Source organism: Pseudoalteromonas sp. S4741, assembly GCF_005886135.1.
GTDB classification, from domain to species: Bacteria; Pseudomonadota; Gammaproteobacteria; order Enterobacterales; family Alteromonadaceae; genus Pseudoalteromonas; species Pseudoalteromonas tetraodonis.
The window spans coordinates 19,693-35,842 of the sequence record NZ_PNCN01000034.1; the positions used below are offsets into that span (position 1 = coordinate 19,693).

A 16,150-nucleotide genomic window follows, 5' to 3' on the forward strand; every position below is an offset into this window, starting at 1 on the left:
GAGCAATGAAAAACTTTAGTTTAGTAATCCTATTAGCCGCCATTGTGATGTCTTTCTCGTCAGTATTTGTGGTTTCTGAAGGCCAAAAGGCGATTGTACTTTTATTTAGTAAAGTACAAAAAGACAGCGATGATCAAGCGGTAGTTTATGGTCCAGGTCTACATCTAAAAGTGCCATTTTTTAGCCAAGTGCGCCGCATTGATGCGCGTATTCAAACGCTAGATGGCACACCGGATCGCTTTGTAACTAGCGAGAAAAAAGACTTAATTGTTGATTCGTTTGTAAAATGGCGTGTTAACGACTTTAGCTCTTTTTACCTGCGTGCACGTGGTGATAAGCAATACGCTGAAACACTGCTTAAGCAAAAAGTAAATAATGGCCTACGTACTAACTTTGGTACGCGTACTATTCGTGAAATTGTATCGGGTGAACGCAGCGAGCTGATGGAAGAAGCGTTAGTACAAGCCTCTGAAAGTGCTAGTGAGCTGGGTATTGAAGTACTTGATGTACGTGTTAAGCAAATTAACTTACCTCAAGAGGTGAGTAGTTCTATTTACCAACGTATGCGTGCTGAGCGTACTGCCGTTGCTAAAGAGCACCGTTCTGAAGGTCAGGAAAAAGCAGAGACGATTCGTGCAGGTGTTGACCGCCGAGTAACAGTAATGCTTGCCGATGCAGAACGTAATGCGCGTTCTGTTCGTGGTCAAGGTGATGCTGACGCTGCTGCGATTTACGCTAGTGCTTATAATAAAGACCCTGAGTTCTTTAGCTTTGTCCGCTCTTTAGAAGCTTACAAGCAAACTTTCAAAGGAAAGCAAGACGTGATGGTGTTATCACCGGATAGCGACTTCTTCCAATACATGAAAGGCGCGAAAGCTCAGTAATCATAGCTTTAGTTAAACTTGAAAGCCCTGCAATTGCAGGGCTTTTTGTTATCTGAATTTTAAGTTTATAAATGACTGTTATTTATGTGATTATTAGCTAAACACTGATGTTTACTAAGGGCTCGAGGAAAAAATAAGCTAAACGGGGTGAACTTTGCTTTAGTTTTCTGGTAAAATCTCGTCCTAATTTTCTCTAAGTGAATTTGCAATGGGTAAAAACGTTGTTGTACTAGGCACCCAATGGGGTGACGAAGGTAAGGGTAAGGTAGTTGACCTCCTTACAGATAAAGCATCTTTAGTAGTTCGTTATCAAGGTGGTCATAACGCTGGCCATACCTTAGTGATCGACGGTGAAAAGACAGTTCTACACCTTATTCCATCGGGTGTATTACGTGACAATGTTAAATGTGTGATTGGTAATGGTGTTGTTTTATCACCTGAAGCGCTAATGAAAGAAATTGGCATGCTTGAAGAGCGTGGCGTACCAGTACGCGAACGTCTTTTAATCAGTGAAGCATGTCCGCTAATATTGCCTTTCCATGTTGCATTAGATGTAGCTCGCGAAACAGCGCGTGGCGATAAACCAATCGGTACAACGGGTCGTGGTATCGGTCCGGCGTATGAAGATAAAGTAGCACGTCGTGGTTTACGTGTTGGCGATTTATTCAATCCTGAATTATTTGCTACTAAGTTAAAAGAAGTATTGGAATACCACAACTTCACATTAGTGAACTACTACAAAGTAGATGCAGTCGATTTTCAAAAAACGTTTGATGACGCAATGGCTGTTGCTGACATCTTAAAAGCAATGGTAGTTGATGTAACTGAGCTTTTAGATCAAACGCGTAAAGCCGGTGACAACATCTTATTTGAAGGTGCACAAGGTACATTACTTGATATCGATCACGGTACTTATCCTTATGTTACATCTTCAAACACGACTGCTGGTGGCGTTGCTACAGGTGCGGGTTTTGGCCCATTACACCTTGATTATGTACTAGGTATCATTAAAGCGTACACAACACGTGTAGGTTCAGGTCCTTTTCCTACGGAGCTTTACGATGGCCTTGAAAAACAAGACCCAGTAGGTAAGCATTTAGGTGACAAAGGTCATGAGTTTGGTGCTACTACTGGTCGTTTACGTCGTACTGGCTGGTTAGATGCAGTGGCTATGCGCCGTGCAGTTCAAATTAACAGCATTTCAGGATTTTGTTTAACTAAACTTGACGTTTTAGACGGTTTAGAAACACTTAAAATCTGTACTGGTTATAAGCTTGAAGATGGTACTGTGACTAACGTTACGCCATTAGCGGCTGAAGGTTACGATAAAGTAACACCAGTATACGAAGAAATGCCTGGTTGGTCTGAAAATACCGTGGGTGTAACATCGCTTGAAGGTTTACCTAAAGCAGCAATTGATTACATTAAACGTATTGAAGAAATCACTGGCGTCCCTGTTGATATTATCTCTACAGGTCCAGATCGTGTTGAAACCATGATACTTCGTAGCCCATTTGCATAATTGGGTTTATGTTGAAAAGAAGCTGCCATGTGCAGCTTTTTTTATGCCTATAAAAAGCACACCTATTAATAGTGGAACGATCTTTGTATATTATTTAGTAAGTTTATTTTTAAAGTGGTTAATATGCGTTTATCTTCTCGTTGCTCAGTGTGGTCATTATCACTACTTACACTTTCTTTATTTAATATAAGCAATAGCTTAGCTGAAGAAAGCCCTGCAGCTGTGCCGCTGTATACTGAATCTGAGTTAATAGCTTTGATTAATGAGAACACTCATCTAGCCCGCGTGAAGGCAGATAATTGCCAGTTAGTGCAAGATATAGAAGCGCGAGCCAATAAAATGGCATTGCCGTCGTATCAATTTTTATATGGTGATATGCTCGCCTACAAGGTGTGTGTTGAGCGTGATGTAGCTTTAGGTGTGTATTACATGAAAAAAGCGGCTGAGCAGGGCTTAGCGGCAGCATTAGAGCAGTTAGGTCGCTATTACGATGTTGGTCAGTTAGTCCAAAAAGACAAAGCCATGGCAATAACCTACCTCCGTGAGGCCTCAGCGCAAGGTAACTTAAAAGCGCAATTACGATTAGTGGGCTTGTTTAATCAAGGCTATGGAAGTCCAAGAGACTTTGAAGATGCTTATCGTTGGCTGTTTAACACCACGGTAGCCGACAAAGCGACACATAAAAAAATAGAGCGAGCATTAACTAAACTTGCTGAAAAAATGCCAGCTAGTGTCGTTACTCGCGCGCGCTTACCTATGTAACCTAAACTCTGGCTAGAGAAAATAAACCTAATTATGGCTATGATTTAATATGTTAGTAAATCTCTTAATCAGAGTTTAGGTTTGTAAATAAAAAAGCGAGAGTGCTTTTTTTAGCACTCTCGCTTTTTAGTTATTACTCGTCTTTTTTATTGTCTTTGGCTTTGTTATTGGCCGGATCTTTTAATAGCGATATTTTAGGCGGTTGCAATGCAACTACTCGTTCACCCTCTTGTGGTGGCTTTTCCATATCACTGGTAAAAGGCCTCATTTTCACTGGTGCGTCTTCAGCACTGTCTTTATCCCCTTTGAGAATAAACAGTGGGATCGCTTCAGGATTCATTTCTAAATACTGCTGCCAGCTAAACTCTCCAGATATACGTGTTGCACTCACTTTACCGCCTTTGGCAATAACACTGCTTAAGCGTGCATATGCACCGTTCTCGCCAAACAGAATTTGTCGTGATAAAAACGTCGCACTGTCTTTATTTGCTTTGGCGTGCGAAGAAGAGGAACGTAGTGAAAATACATTTTTTTCATTTAATAAATGAGAGAAGTACTGCACCCCTAATGCGTTATGGTGGCGATTAGGTGAAAGCGCTAAAACACTGCGAATCGTGGTTAAAGGTAAATAACGTTCAGCATGCTCCGATTGCGGGTTACCGTAATAACAAGGCAGGCCATCCATACGCGCCATTCTACAGTTCTCCCAAGCAGGATCTGATAGATGAACAGGAATATTTTGCTCTTTTAAGCCACGTGCAATTGCACGCGATACATGGTTTGCACCTATGATTAAAATAGTATTAGGGGATGGTTGACGCACTCCAAGTAGTTTCGCAACAGGGATAGCCGTTAAGCTTTGCAGTACCACAGTAACAATAATAACAGTAAATATGAGTGGCACCATTTTTTCGGCATCGGCCACTCCCGCTTCCATCATACTCAGCGCAAATACTGAACCAACGGCTGCTGCAACAATACCGCGAGGTGCAATCCAAGCAAGTACTAGGCGTGATTTCATCGGTAAGTCTGTACCAAAGGTTGAAATAGCAATACACAATGGGCGCGCAATAAATAGCACAATAGCTAAAAATATAAATACGTCGCTGTCGAGCATCATTAAATCAGAGAGTTGTAGTCTTGCAGCCAATAAAATAAATAAAGTTGAGATTAAAATCATCGACAAGTCTTCTTTAAACTCGAGTACCGAATCTATTTCCAAGTCATCTTGATTAGCTAACCAAATGCCAAACACCGTCACAGCCAGTAAGCCTGACTCATGGCTTATGTGGTTTGAAATAGAAAAGCTAATTAACACTAACGCTAAAATACCAAACTTATGTAGCTCAAATGGCAACCATTCTCGGCGCATTAGTTGCGTCGTGATCCAACCCGAAACCACACCAATGCTTAAACCAACGCCAACGGTTTTAACCAGTGCAACGATAGTGTGGCTAAGTACTTCACCCTGACCAACCAGCATTACGGCTTCAAACACTAGTACTGCAAATAAAGCGCCAATGGGGTCTATTACTATGCCTTCCCAGCGTAAAATACGATCGATATCCTGGGTAGGTCGCATCGAGTTAAGTAATGGAGCAATAACGGTTGGCCCCGTAACAACAAGCACTGCGCCAAGTACTGCAGCAACGCGCCAATTTAACTCGAGTAACCAATAAGCGCTAAAACTAATAACAATACAAGTTGTAAGCATACCAATAGAGCAGAGGTTTCTGACGACTTTACTGATCCCTTTAAGTTCTCGAAAATGTAAGGTTAAGGACCCTTCAAATAAAATCACAGCGACACTCAAAGAGACCACAGGAAAAAGTAAATCACCTAATAATGCATCAGGGTCTAATACGCCACTAAATGGCCCTAATAAAAGCCCTGTAAGCAATAAAAACAGAATAGCGGGTACTCTAAACGCCCAAGCGACCCATTGGGCTAACACTGAACACAGTGCAATACCGGCTATATAAATTGCTGACATAGAGTAAAAACTCCTTAATTTTAATAATGTTTAAAAGTATAACGGTTACCAACCAGTAATACAGTGGGTATACACGTGTAAATTAAATTTAGCTAATAAATAATGTTTATTCATTTAGTGTTAACGTCTTTTTTGAGAGTGTTATCAAAGTTATAGTCTCTATAATTACTATTTATAGTAGTCTAACTTTATGATATCTATTGAAAAATGCGCATGCCTTGTCTGTTGTGACCTATTTAGCTTTAATTTTAGCCTTGATCTAAGCGGCTATTTTAACGTATTATACTTCGTGTTCGAATAATTAGTTATCTAATAAAGTTTGTTATTTAAGTAAGTAAACGTATTAGATATAAACATCTTAACTCTCTTAGTGATTGTTTCAGCGATGTTTTATAATGTTCGAACATAAAATATCATTTACCGAACTCTTTGGTATAGTTTTGCTCAAGGTGTTTATTTGCTTAACGCATATAAATTAAAGTTTGAGTTGAACTATTACCTTTCAATATTTAACCCCCATCGTGGCGGTTAAATCTCGGTCCTTAAGTCATCACCCTATCTGTTGGTGTACCAGACTTAAGAGGCTCTATGTATGTTGTTAATAAAAAAGCCGCACACAGCTTTTTACAGCGATACATAAACAACACTTTATATTTTTTTAGTTAGTACAATCCAATTTTATTGGGTTAATACTATTTATTTTTTGCATCTCAATTTAAAACAATGGTTTTAGAGACGGTGTACGCGTGTGTAAAAAAGTGTGGGCAATGATAAACAAATTCGACGTTATGTTTTAAACATAGCGACCTGGTTTCATTCATCAGTGTGATGAATACAAATAAAATGGAAAGTTGAGCATTTATGCAAAAGTTAAATTGGCGACGTATCGTACTTAAAGTGGGCAGTGCCTTAATTGCACCCGATCAAGATGGCTGTCGTTCACGCTACTTGTTAACCATCGCACAGTTTATCGTTCACTGTCGCGCACGTGGTATTGAGGTTATTTTAGTGTCATCAGGCTCTGTAGCGGCAGGCTCGCATTTATTTCCATCAGAGAAGCCGCGCTCAGTTGTTATGAAAAAAGCCATGGCAGCAGCAGGGCAAACAGAAATGATGGCCATGTGGGATCGCTTCTTTGATTTTCCTTCGGCGCAGCTACTATTAACTCATGGTGACCTACGTGACCGTGAGCGCTATCAAAGTATTCGTGAAACTGTATTTACCTTGTTAGAACACGGCGTGCTACCTATCATTAATGAAAATGATGCGGTGACAACAGATGATTTAAAAGTGGGTGATAACGATAACTTATCAGCGATGGTGGCAGCAGCCGCTGATGCCGACGCATTAATGATTTTTTCAGATGTAGATGGGCTGTATGACAAAAACCCAAATCTGCATGACGATGCCGTATTATTGCCTGAAATAAAATCAATTGATGATTCTATTTATGCTATGGCAGGATGTGCTACCAGTGCAGTAGGCACCGGTGGTATGAAAACCAAGATTGAAGCGGCAGAAAAAGCCACATCACATGGTATTGCAACGTATATTATTAATGGCTTTAAAGAAGAAACCTTTACTCGTTTATTAGCGGGCGAAAATCCAGGTAGTGTGTTCTTGCCTTATGAAAAACCAATGCAAGACTCTATTCACTGGATGACACATACCGCAAATGAACAAGGTGAAGTGGTTGTCGATGGGTCATTTGATGATTCGCTAGAAGGCGAAGACGGCTGTTTACGAGGCGATGAGATCAAGGAAGTACATGGCGAGTTTGCTGTGGGCGATACTATCTTAGTTCGCAGTGAAGATGGTACGCGTTTAGCTAAAGCCACAGCAAATTACAGTAGCTGCTTGTTAAACTTTATTGCAGACAACGAGCAGAGTGAATTCAGCGAAAAAATGCAGGATTCAATTGGACCAATTATTTCAGAAAAAGATATCGCATTATTGGAGAATTCATGAGTTTAATTACGGATATATCACGCCAAGCAGCAAAAGCTGCACATACACTTGCTTTACTCGATACCGAGACTAAAAACAACGTGTTAACCGATATGGCAGCGGCATTAAGAGATCAAAAAGAATTTATAATCAAAGAAAACGAAAGTGACCTAAGCGCTGCGCGTGACAATAATTTAGCAGCGTCAATGATAGACCGTTTAACATTGAATGATGAGCGCATTGAAGCGATGGCTGAAGGTATCGAAGTGATTGTTTCACTTGATGATCCGGTTGGCCAGTTACGTGATATCACTGAACGTCCAAATGGCATTAAAATCCGAAAAATGCGTGTACCACTGGGCGTGGTATGCATGATTTACGAAGCACGACCTAATGTAACGGCTGATGCTGGCGCATTGTGCTTTAAGTCGGGTAATGGTGTTATTTTGCGCGGTGGTAAAGAAGCGCTTAAAAGCTCACAAGCCATTGCTAGTGTAATGCACAGCGTGCTTACTAAACATGGTTTGCCAACGGCGCTAGTTTCAGTTATTCCAGATCCTGACCGTGCTTTACTAATGGAATTAATGCAGCAACGCGACAGTATTGATTTAATTATTCCACGTGGCGGTGAAGGGCTTATTAACTATGTAACAGAAAACAGTACAATTCCTGTTATTCAGCACTTTAAAGGCGTGTGTCATTTATACGTAGATAAAGATGCAGACTTAGAAGTGGCACTTAATCTACTACTTAACGGTAAAACTCAACGTACTGGCGTATGTAATGCCTTAGAAGGGTTAATAGTACACCAAGATGTTGCTGATGAGTTTTTAAACCTGTGCGCGGTAGTGCTTCGCCAAGAAGGCGTAAAAATAAATGCTGATGCCAAAGCGGCTGAGTATTTTGATAATGCCACTGTGCTTGCAGATAACGAATTTGGTGAAGAATATTTAGATTTAGAAATTGCTATTCGTATAGTGCCAAGCTTTGATGCAGCCGTTGAGCACATTGCTCAATTTGGCTCAAATCATACCGAAGTTATCTGTACTAAAAACGAGGCTGCGGCAGAGTTATTCCAACGTAGTGTGGATGCATCGGTTGTTATGGTTAATGCGTCATCACGTTTCTCTGATGGCTCACAACTAGGTTTAGGCGCCGAGATTGGTATTGCAACGACTAAGCTGCATGCTTATGGTCCAATGGGGCTTGAGTCACTAACGACTGAGAAATATTTAGTTAATGGTGTTGGTCAAGTTCGCGAATAACTTACCCAACCTTATAAACGATATAAATGCCGAGCTTTTGCTCGGCATTTTTGATCTCGATTTAGCAAAATCAAACAACTAAGCAAACATAAAGATTAAAACAGGGCAAAAAATGATTAACAGAGAAATTTATTTAGAATATAAAACAAGTAAATTACTTAAAGGAGAGAGTAGGAAAGTGGTGGAGCTAAGCAGGATCGAACTGCTGACCTCCTGCGTGCAAGGCAGGCGCTCTCCCAGCTGAGCTATAGCCCCACATTCCTAATTTACATATAATGTAAATGCTTAAGTGCTGAGTCTCAAGCGGGGTGAACTTTAAATATTTTTACGATTTTGGTCAAGTATTTTTTCACAAATTTTTCCGTTTTAACTAATTTTTGTTAAACTCGAGCTCAATATTTACTAAAACGACAATACATAATGAAAAAATACGCGTTAGTTTTCATGATTTTCCTTTTTGGTTGTGCCAGTTCAGTAGATGAACCGCCCTACGAAATTAATAATAAACAATTTTATGACACCCTTGATGGGCAAGGTAACAAGCATTTTGCTTATGTGGTTTCTGTAAAGGCTAAAAGTCGTGAGCAAATTAATATCAATAAAAAACTAACCCGTAGTGATGTTCAGCGTTTTGCTGAGCAAGAGCATTTTGAAGAGTCGAGTGTTTTAAAATTACAATTAGAAGATCAAGCGGTAGAGTTTCTTAATAAAGAACTAGCACAGCGTAACTATTGTGCAGGTAAGCATGAAATAAACGAAGTACTATGGCGTGATTTAAGTGTGCAATTAAGAGGGCGTTGTTTGTAGTATGTTAGCGGATAAACAAAAATTAGCGGCGGTGTTAGCCCAACTAAATATAGAATATGACGTAATAGAACATCCAGCGCTATATGGCAGCTTAGATGCCGACGAGCTGATGGTGAATCGCCCTGGAACACGCTTAAAAAATCTATTTTTGCGAGATAACGAAGGTAAGCGCCATTTTTTAGTGATCACTGCGCATGATAAACAACTCGATTTAAAATCGTTGTCTAAACAGCAAGGCCTATCGCGCTTAGGGTTTGCCTCTAATGAGCGCTTGGCTAAGTACTTAAAGGTTGCACCTGGTTGTGTGTCAATGCTCAGCTTAATGAACGATAAGCAACGAGATGTAACGCTTTGGCTTGACCAAGATATTTGGTTTGGCGATTTATTTCATTGCCACCCGTTTGAAAATACCCAAACATGGTTATTAACTAAGCCTGATTTACTGCGTTTTTTTGACTTTACTGAGCATCAGCCGCGGGTGATGTTTTTGCCATCGCGCTGAGCCCACAAAATAAGCCCCAGTCCACACAAACACACAGCGAGTAATGTTGTCATAAACGCCGTTTGTCCATGAGCTTGATAAACCACCCCAGGTAATAACGAGCCCAGTGCGCCGCCGCTGTAATAAAATGATACATAGCATCCGTTGGTAACGCTTGGCGGTGCGTGACTGATTTTATTAACCAGTGGTGCCGCTGTGGAATGAATTACAAACATAGCGCCACAAAAGAGTGTGAATGCAATTAAAAACAACAACAGTGAATGACTCATTAATAATACAATACTGAGGTTATAAAACACGAATACCGCGGCCAACAATCGCCAGGCTGAAGTCATTTTTTTTAATAGCCAAGGAGTGAAAATAGAAGCCAAAGCACCCACCAAATAGCCACTATAAACAAAGCCAATGTCGCGCGTGTTATTAATTAAAAAGGTATTTTTTAAAATAAAAGGCAAGTAGTTTAATAATGCTGCAAAGCAAAAAAACATACAAAAAATGGCACCATAGAGCTTAAGTGCAGAGCCCTCTTTAAGTTGTTTTATATAATCTAATGGCGATAAAACCTCGGTTGATTTAACGAGATTAAAACGTTTATGGGGAATACTTAACGCTAGAATAATCAGCATGGCTGCTATTAGGTAATAAAAACTCTGCCACGACCAAACATCGCTAAAGAGCGCAGCCAATACTCGGCCAAAATAACCACCGACAATCGTACTACCTATATATAGCGTCATATTTTTTTGTAATGTATCGGCTTGATAACTCATACCAATATAACTGGTCATAGCGGTTAAAGCGGCAGGTAAAGTTAGCCCTTGTAAAAACCGAACAAGTAACAGTAGCTCAAAACTAGGAGCATAAATAAATAATAAGCAGCCGACACCGAGGAATAACATTGCAGTGCGTAAAATTAATAATGGGTTTCGCTTGGCTAAAAACAAACCATATACCAAAGGGGCAATGGCTAAAGGCAGCATAGTGGCCGTCATTAAGCTGCCCGCAACAGCAGGAGCAACATTAAATTCAGTAGCAAATAAACTTAATAATGGCTGTGGTGCGTATAAAACAAAAAAAATGAAAACAGAACAAAAGAGTAAGTGAGGTAAGCGCATCGACTGCCGTTAACATTGCTTATTAGTTGAGCTGCATTATATACAAAACTGCTAGGGTTTTCATAAATTAACCTTTATTGCGCTAAATCATGCTTTGTTTTCAGTAGTTTGTTAGATTAATACCAATAGCGCTGTTATTTACGCTCGTTGGTGATTAAAATAGCATTAATATTCGTTTTTAGTGGGAACACGCCATGGGGTCACTACAAGAGCAATTGCTCCAAGCTGGTTTAACAACATCACATAAAGCTAAAGTTGCTAAATCAGAAAAGCGCAAGCAACAGAAAAAGCAAAAGAAGGGAGCGACGAGCAACCCGAACGATTTACAAAAGCATATTCAGCAAACTAAGTTGGAGCAGCAGCAAAAAGCTGAAGAGCTCAATAAAGCGCGCCAAGAAGAATTAAAGCAGCGCGAACAAGTAGCGCGTGTGAAGCAAATTTTAGAGCATCATAATCAAGAGTCAATTCGCGGTGAGCGTACCTTTAACTTCACTTATGAAAATAAAGTGAAAGGGCTTGATGTGAATGAGCAAACGCAAAAGGCGCTCTCGGGCGGACGTTTAGCTATTTGTGTTTTAGAAGGTCAGTTTTACGTATTAGAAGATGAGCCTGCGCGTAAAGTGGCTGAGGTGGATGAAAAGTATATTGTGTTTCATGTTGAGCCTGAAAATAAAGCCAAAGATGAAGACGATCCGTATGCTGATTTTGAAGTGCCAGACGATCTTATTTGGTAAGCCTATTAAGTATCTGCTCAGTTAAAGCAAGCTAGTATGTGTTTTATGAGGGATACACGTATTTGTTCTGATTGATCGTCAAACCTTACCAAGGACGTATGCTTTTTAAAGATTTATTGACTACAATAATCACAACCGTTTTTTTTAACCGTAAAAAGAAGAGTAAATACAATGAGCAAGATAAAAACACTTTTATTAGGCGCGGGTATTGGTTTAGCCGCAAGTTTTTCATTTTCAGCAGCCGCTGCAGATGGCGCTGCACTTTACACAGCTAAAAATTGTCAAACATGTCATGGTGCAGAAGGTAAAGCACCTATTATGGCGATGTACCCTAAACTAAATGGCCAAAACAAAGAATATTTAGTAGCGCAAATGAAAGACATCAAGTCAGGCGCTCGTAACAACGGTATGTCTATGGCGATGAAAGCGATGGTTGCGACTGTGACTGATGAAGAATTTGAAGCGATTGCCGATTACCTATCAAAAGTACAATAATCGTTAACGCTAATTAAAAAGAGCCACACCTATGTGTGGCTTTTTTATTTGGTGATTGCCATCATGCAAATACTCATTTAGACTTCTAAACATCTACAATCACTAGCGCTATGCTGTGTTTTAAAAGGCTTGTTATGTTTGATTTACCCCAGCTCAATTTAAAAAATAAAGTATCAGAACAAGAGTGGCAACTACGTGTTGATTTAGCCGCATGTTATCGATTAGTTGACCATTTTCGTTGGGGGGATTTAATTTATACGCACCTTTCTGCTCGCCTACCGGGCACTGATCATTATTTAGTGAATGCCTTTGGCTTAACGTTTGATGAGATCACTGCATCTAACTTAGTCAAAGTAGATTTAAATGGCCGCATTATTGACGATACACCCTTTAATATTAACCCTGCAGGGTTCACTATTCACAGTGCCATTCACGAAGTACGTGAGGATGCACATTGCGTTATACACCTGCACACCAAAGAAACCATTGCGGTTGCAACACAAAAAGAAGGGCTGTTACCGTTAAGTCAGTATTCGATGTTTTCATTGCCGTCTCTGTCTTACCATGGCTATGAAGGTTTAGCGGTGAATGACGATGAACGTAAACGCCTGCAAACAGATTTAGGCACCACCAATCATATGCTATTGGTTAACCACGGCGGTTTAACAGTAGGCCCGACGGTAGGCGATGCGTTTATGCGCTTTTATGACCTTCAGCGTGCCTGTGAAATACAGTTAGCCATTCAATCAAGTGCGCAAGAAGCGACTGCTGTGCCTCAAGCTATTATTGATAACATTTATAACCAAGCGAACGTCGTTCACAGCGGCAGTACAGGGGGCCAGCTAGCATGGCCTGCCATGTTACGAAAAGCGTATCGTCTTGATCCTAGTTTTGCAAAATAACCCACTGAAGGTTAATAAGGAATTTTTATGAAAGTAAATCGCGTTGAAGTCTTTGATATTCATTGCCCTGATCGGCCTGCATGGACGCCGGTATTTGTTCGAATTCATACCGATGAAGGTATTAGCGGTGTGGGTGAAGCAGGTCTTGCGTACGATTTAGGTCACAGTGCCGCTGCTGCGATGATCAAAGAAATGGCCGATGCCTTTTTAATTGGCCATGACCCGTTTCAAACTGAAAAACTATGGTCGCGCATGTTACGTGAAAGTTTTTGGGGTTTAGGTGGTGGGCCGGTGGTTTACGCAGCAATGAGTGCGATTGATACGGCGCTTTGGGATATAAAAGGTAAAGCATTGGGTTTACCGGTTTATCAGTTGCTTGGCGGTAAAGTTAACGACAAGTTGCGTACTTATGCATCACAGCTGCAGTTTGACTGGGACAGTGAATTTAAAGCGCTGGTACAGCCACAAGAATATGCAGAAGCGGCACTAAAAGCGGTGGCGGAAGGTTACGATGCGGTAAAGGTCGATCCAATTCAATACGATAAAGACGGCAACACCTATTACGACCGCACAAATATTATTTCTCGTCCAGAAATGAAACTATACCGCGCTCGTATGCAGGCTATTCGTGAAGCCGTGGGTGACGAAGTAGATATTATTTTTGAATGTCATAGCTTACCAGGGGCGACATCGGCAATTCAAATTGGTGAAATTGCAGAAGAATTTGACTGTATGTATTTTGAAGAGCCGGTGAATTACCTAAACCATTCATTACATGCAAAAGTGGCTGATAAAGTGGCTGTGCCTATTGCAGGCGGCGAGCGCTTGTATAACCGCTGGGGTGTACGTCCTTATTTAGAAGATCAAAGTATTGATGTACTACAGCCAGATATCGGCTTATGTGGTGGCTTTACTGAAACTAAAAAAGTATGTGATTACGCTGATATTTTTGATGTGCGTATTCAGGCACACGTATGTGGTGGGCCGGTTGCAACGGCGGCATCATTGCACTTAGAAACAGCGATCCCTAACTTTTTAATTCACGAGCATCATACTTACGCGATTAAAAAGTGGAATAGAGAGCTATGCTTACAAGATCCACAACCTAAAAATGGCTTTTTTGAAGTATCTGAAGAACCAGGTCTTGGGATTGAGCTTAACGATGAAATTGTAATGCGCTCACAACGTGTAGAAATAAAATAGTTTACTCTGTGGAGGAATCGCCGGTAAGTGAGTTGTCACTTACCGGCTTTTTTATCGCTGTGGGTTTATTTTACAAAGTACTTGTTTTAGTTCAATGGTTGCTTTGCTATCAAGGTGGCGAACAAAACAGCGCTCTCCCTTAGTCACGAGCTCAAATTGATCTGGCATATTAAGTTGCTTGCCCATAATAGGGTTGCCCTGAGGATCTTTATGATTAAGTTGCTCAAGGGTAACTGTACTTGAGGTGACAAAAACATCGTCTGCTAATTGAACCTGCGAGCTATGCAGCAGCTGCGCAATTGCGTCGGCTACTTTAGCGCTATTAGGCTCAATTAGTAACGCATGTTGCAATTTAGGTGTGGGCTCTGAGCTTTGTGCTAAGCACCCACTTAAAAATAGCGAAATTGCAGTTATTGCTAATAAAATCTTCATTGCTTATCTCATGTTATCGCTAAGAATAATATTCTGTTTTAGTACAGTCTGAATTCGCGCGTCTTTTACTTCAGGCATATCGGTGGCGATAGTGGGCGCAAAACCGAGAACACTATTTATTGAGCTTGGGGCTGGGCAACTGCCGGTTGCTCTATAACTAAGTGCGGTATTAAGTAAGCCTTCACTTGCATCACCTAAGCGTTTGCTAAAGTCATCGGCAACAGCACAGCCTGCAATAAGTACGGGCTGGCGCGCATTATCAATGGTATTTTGCGGTGCAAAGCCATCTGAATATTCACCAAAACCTTTATTATTTTCGCCAGTAAATTGAATGGTAAAATAAGTAGTGTCGCAGTTATCGGTTGGGTAAAAGCCATACGGTTTACCACAGGTGCCAGCCCCTATCTGAATGATTTCAACATCGGCTCCGCGCAGCCCGTTAATTATAGCCTCACTGGCTGAGCAGGTACTGCTGGTGGTGAGTACAAATACCCGATCTAAATTTAACGTTGGTAATGGGGTGCCTGCAGCTATTGCAGGGTTATTTTCAAACCCGACAAAACGATTTGTAAAGGGCATGGGGGTCAGTGTTTGCCCTGTGATAGGGTTGGTATTGGGGTATTTATCGTTAAAAATAGTGCGTTCAAATATTTTGCCTTGGGTATTGTCACCTGCCACCATATAGCCTACTTGGCTGGCCATTTGTAACAAACCACCGCCGTTATAGCGCACATCAATGACTAAATCTTTAATGCTGCTGGCAGCGAGTTGGTTAAAGGCGTTGTAAAGCTGCGTTTCGGCTATCGCGTTGTGGCTATTAAATTGAAAGTAACCCACATCGCCGTTTGCTAAATCAGTACGTACGTTCATTACTGGTTGCGACTCGATATTTTGAGATGTGAGCGTAACAATGCGATTTTCATTAGTGCTGATATCCCTAAATACAAATTCGGTAACTTTACCTGTTTGTTCTGGGAATAAACCTGCGTTAATAATAGCTACCTCGCTTGATGAGGTCGTGTTAATAAAATCAACACCATCAACTTCTAAAAGCTCAAAGCCCCTAATAATATTTTGATTACTAGCAGGGGTATTTGGCTCTGTATAGCTAACAATTGCTTGGCGCGGCGCACTACCAGCGATTATTTTTATATTAAAGCCATAACCAAAGCTTAGGCCTGATTGATTTTGTCTTTGCCACTCATCGGTTGGCAAACTAAAGTGAAAGTTATCTTTTTTCGCACCCGACTCAGTCAATTGCTCCGTTTTTAAAGTATTAAAGTAATCAATGACGCCTGACGTTAATGCCGGATTAGTATCAATAATTTCGTCGTACCATAAGTAGGTTTCGTTACTCCAAGAGCGTAGCCAGTTTTTTTCATTAATTGCTTGGCATTGACCTTTAAATTGCCCTGAGTTAGCAAAAACACCAGAAGTCCAGCCACCGTTATTAGTTGTTGGGTTGGTCGCATTGTCGCTGCCCCCACCGCCACAACCTGTTAATAAAGCGGCTAGCGATAAAGAGAGTAATGTGTATTTAAAAGAAGATGAGTTAAGAATGGCCATACGCATGCTCGTTTTTTAAAC

15 protein-coding genes and 1 tRNA gene are annotated in these 16,150 nt (G+C 40.8%); 11 read left to right on the forward strand and 5 right to left on the reverse strand.

Annotation, left to right across the window (positions count from 1 at the left end; translation table 11 throughout):
- The first annotated feature begins 5 nt into the window (after positions 1 to 5).
- The 3 genes from hflC to CWC30_RS06400 all read left to right on the forward strand — a co-directional run bounded on the left by hflC (position 6) and on the right by CWC30_RS06400 (position 3,168).
- Positions 6 to 884: a protease modulator HflC gene (gene hflC / locus CWC30_RS06390; RefSeq protein WP_008113491.1), complete on the forward strand. Its 879-nt coding sequence runs from the start codon at positions 6 to 8 to the stop codon at positions 882 to 884.
- A gap of 208 nt (positions 885 to 1,092) precedes the next feature.
- On the forward strand, positions 1,093 to 2,406 hold the full coding sequence (locus CWC30_RS06395; protein WP_024601937.1) for an adenylosuccinate synthase: 1,314 nt from the start codon (positions 1,093 to 1,095) through the stop codon (positions 2,404 to 2,406).
- 123 nt (positions 2,407 to 2,529) lie between these two features.
- Positions 2,530 to 3,168 (forward strand): tetratricopeptide repeat protein, encoded by a 639-nt coding sequence (locus CWC30_RS06400; protein WP_013466021.1) that lies wholly within the window; start codon positions 2,530 to 2,532, stop codon positions 3,166 to 3,168.
- A 133-nt stretch (positions 3,169 to 3,301) separates the two neighbouring features.
- Here the strand turns inward: CWC30_RS06400 and CWC30_RS06405 are convergent, their stop codons facing one another.
- Positions 3,302 to 5,161, reverse strand: a complete 1,860-nt coding sequence (locus tag CWC30_RS06405) for a cation:proton antiporter (RefSeq protein ID WP_138626681.1) — start codon at positions 5,159 to 5,161, stop codon at positions 3,302 to 3,304.
- A gap of 861 nt (positions 5,162 to 6,022) precedes the next feature.
- Between CWC30_RS06405 and proB the strand changes: the two genes are divergently transcribed.
- Both proB and CWC30_RS06415 read left to right on the forward strand, forming a co-directional pair.
- Positions 6,023 to 7,129, forward strand: coding sequence for a glutamate 5-kinase (proB, locus tag CWC30_RS06410; RefSeq protein WP_036980350.1), 1,107 nt, complete (start codon positions 6,023 to 6,025; stop codon positions 7,127 to 7,129).
- Positions 7,126 to 8,373, forward strand: a complete 1,248-nt coding sequence (locus tag CWC30_RS06415) for a glutamate-5-semialdehyde dehydrogenase (RefSeq protein WP_138626682.1) — start codon at positions 7,126 to 7,128, stop codon at positions 8,371 to 8,373. Before proB ends, CWC30_RS06415 begins: the two co-directional genes overlap by 4 nt.
- Before the next feature lie 179 nt (positions 8,374 to 8,552).
- Here CWC30_RS06415 and CWC30_RS06420 read toward each other — a convergent pair.
- Positions 8,553 to 8,628: transfer RNA gene (locus CWC30_RS06420), tRNA-Ala, on the reverse strand.
- 165 nt (positions 8,629 to 8,793) lie between these two features.
- On the opposite strand from CWC30_RS06420, the gene CWC30_RS06425 reads away from it, so the two are divergent.
- Together CWC30_RS06425 and CWC30_RS06430 are read left to right on the forward strand one after the other, a co-directional pair.
- The gene (locus tag CWC30_RS06425; protein ID WP_138626683.1) at positions 8,794 to 9,180 is read left to right on the forward strand and encodes a hypothetical protein; all 387 of its coding nucleotides are present in this window, start codon (positions 8,794 to 8,796) and stop codon (positions 9,178 to 9,180) included.
- Between the two features lies 1 nt (position 9,181).
- On the forward strand, positions 9,182 to 9,682 hold the full coding sequence (locus CWC30_RS06430) for a prolyl-tRNA synthetase associated domain-containing protein (protein WP_138626684.1): 501 nt from the start codon (positions 9,182 to 9,184) through the stop codon (positions 9,680 to 9,682).
- Here the strand turns inward: CWC30_RS06430 and CWC30_RS06435 are convergent.
- Positions 9,649 to 10,797: an MFS transporter gene (locus tag CWC30_RS06435; RefSeq protein ID WP_138626685.1), complete on the reverse strand. Its 1,149-nt coding sequence runs from the start codon at positions 10,795 to 10,797 to the stop codon at positions 9,649 to 9,651. The two genes, CWC30_RS06430 and CWC30_RS06435, sit on opposite strands and share 34 nt — an antisense overlap.
- Before the next feature lie 194 nt (positions 10,798 to 10,991).
- On the opposite strand from CWC30_RS06435, the gene CWC30_RS06440 reads away from it, so the two are divergent.
- From CWC30_RS06440 to CWC30_RS06455, 4 genes are all read left to right on the forward strand, one after another.
- Complete coding sequence (locus CWC30_RS06440) at positions 10,992 to 11,531, forward strand: DUF2058 domain-containing protein (RefSeq protein ID WP_010391699.1); 540 nt, start codon at positions 10,992 to 10,994, stop codon at positions 11,529 to 11,531.
- Between the two features lie 171 nt (positions 11,532 to 11,702).
- Positions 11,703 to 12,026 (forward strand): c-type cytochrome, encoded by a 324-nt coding sequence (locus tag CWC30_RS06445; protein ID WP_010391700.1) that lies wholly within the window; start codon positions 11,703 to 11,705, stop codon positions 12,024 to 12,026.
- A 134-nt stretch (positions 12,027 to 12,160) separates the two neighbouring features.
- Positions 12,161 to 12,928: a class II aldolase/adducin family protein gene (locus CWC30_RS06450; RefSeq protein WP_033103740.1), complete on the forward strand. Its 768-nt coding sequence runs from the start codon at positions 12,161 to 12,163 to the stop codon at positions 12,926 to 12,928.
- A gap of 27 nt (positions 12,929 to 12,955) precedes the next feature.
- On the forward strand, positions 12,956 to 14,131 hold the full coding sequence (locus tag CWC30_RS06455; protein ID WP_010391702.1) for a mandelate racemase/muconate lactonizing enzyme family protein: 1,176 nt from the start codon (positions 12,956 to 12,958) through the stop codon (positions 14,129 to 14,131).
- A 51-nt stretch (positions 14,132 to 14,182) separates the two neighbouring features.
- Here CWC30_RS06455 and CWC30_RS06460 read toward each other — a convergent pair whose 3' ends face one another.
- Positions 14,183 to 14,563 (reverse strand): hypothetical protein, encoded by a 381-nt coding sequence (locus CWC30_RS06460; protein WP_069439783.1) that lies wholly within the window; start codon positions 14,561 to 14,563, stop codon positions 14,183 to 14,185.
- Between the two features lie 3 nt (positions 14,564 to 14,566).
- Entirely contained in the window at positions 14,567 to 16,129 is a 1,563-nt protein-coding gene (locus CWC30_RS06465; protein WP_138626686.1) for a S41 family peptidase, read from the reverse strand.
- Positions 16,130 to 16,150 lie beyond the last annotated feature (21 nt).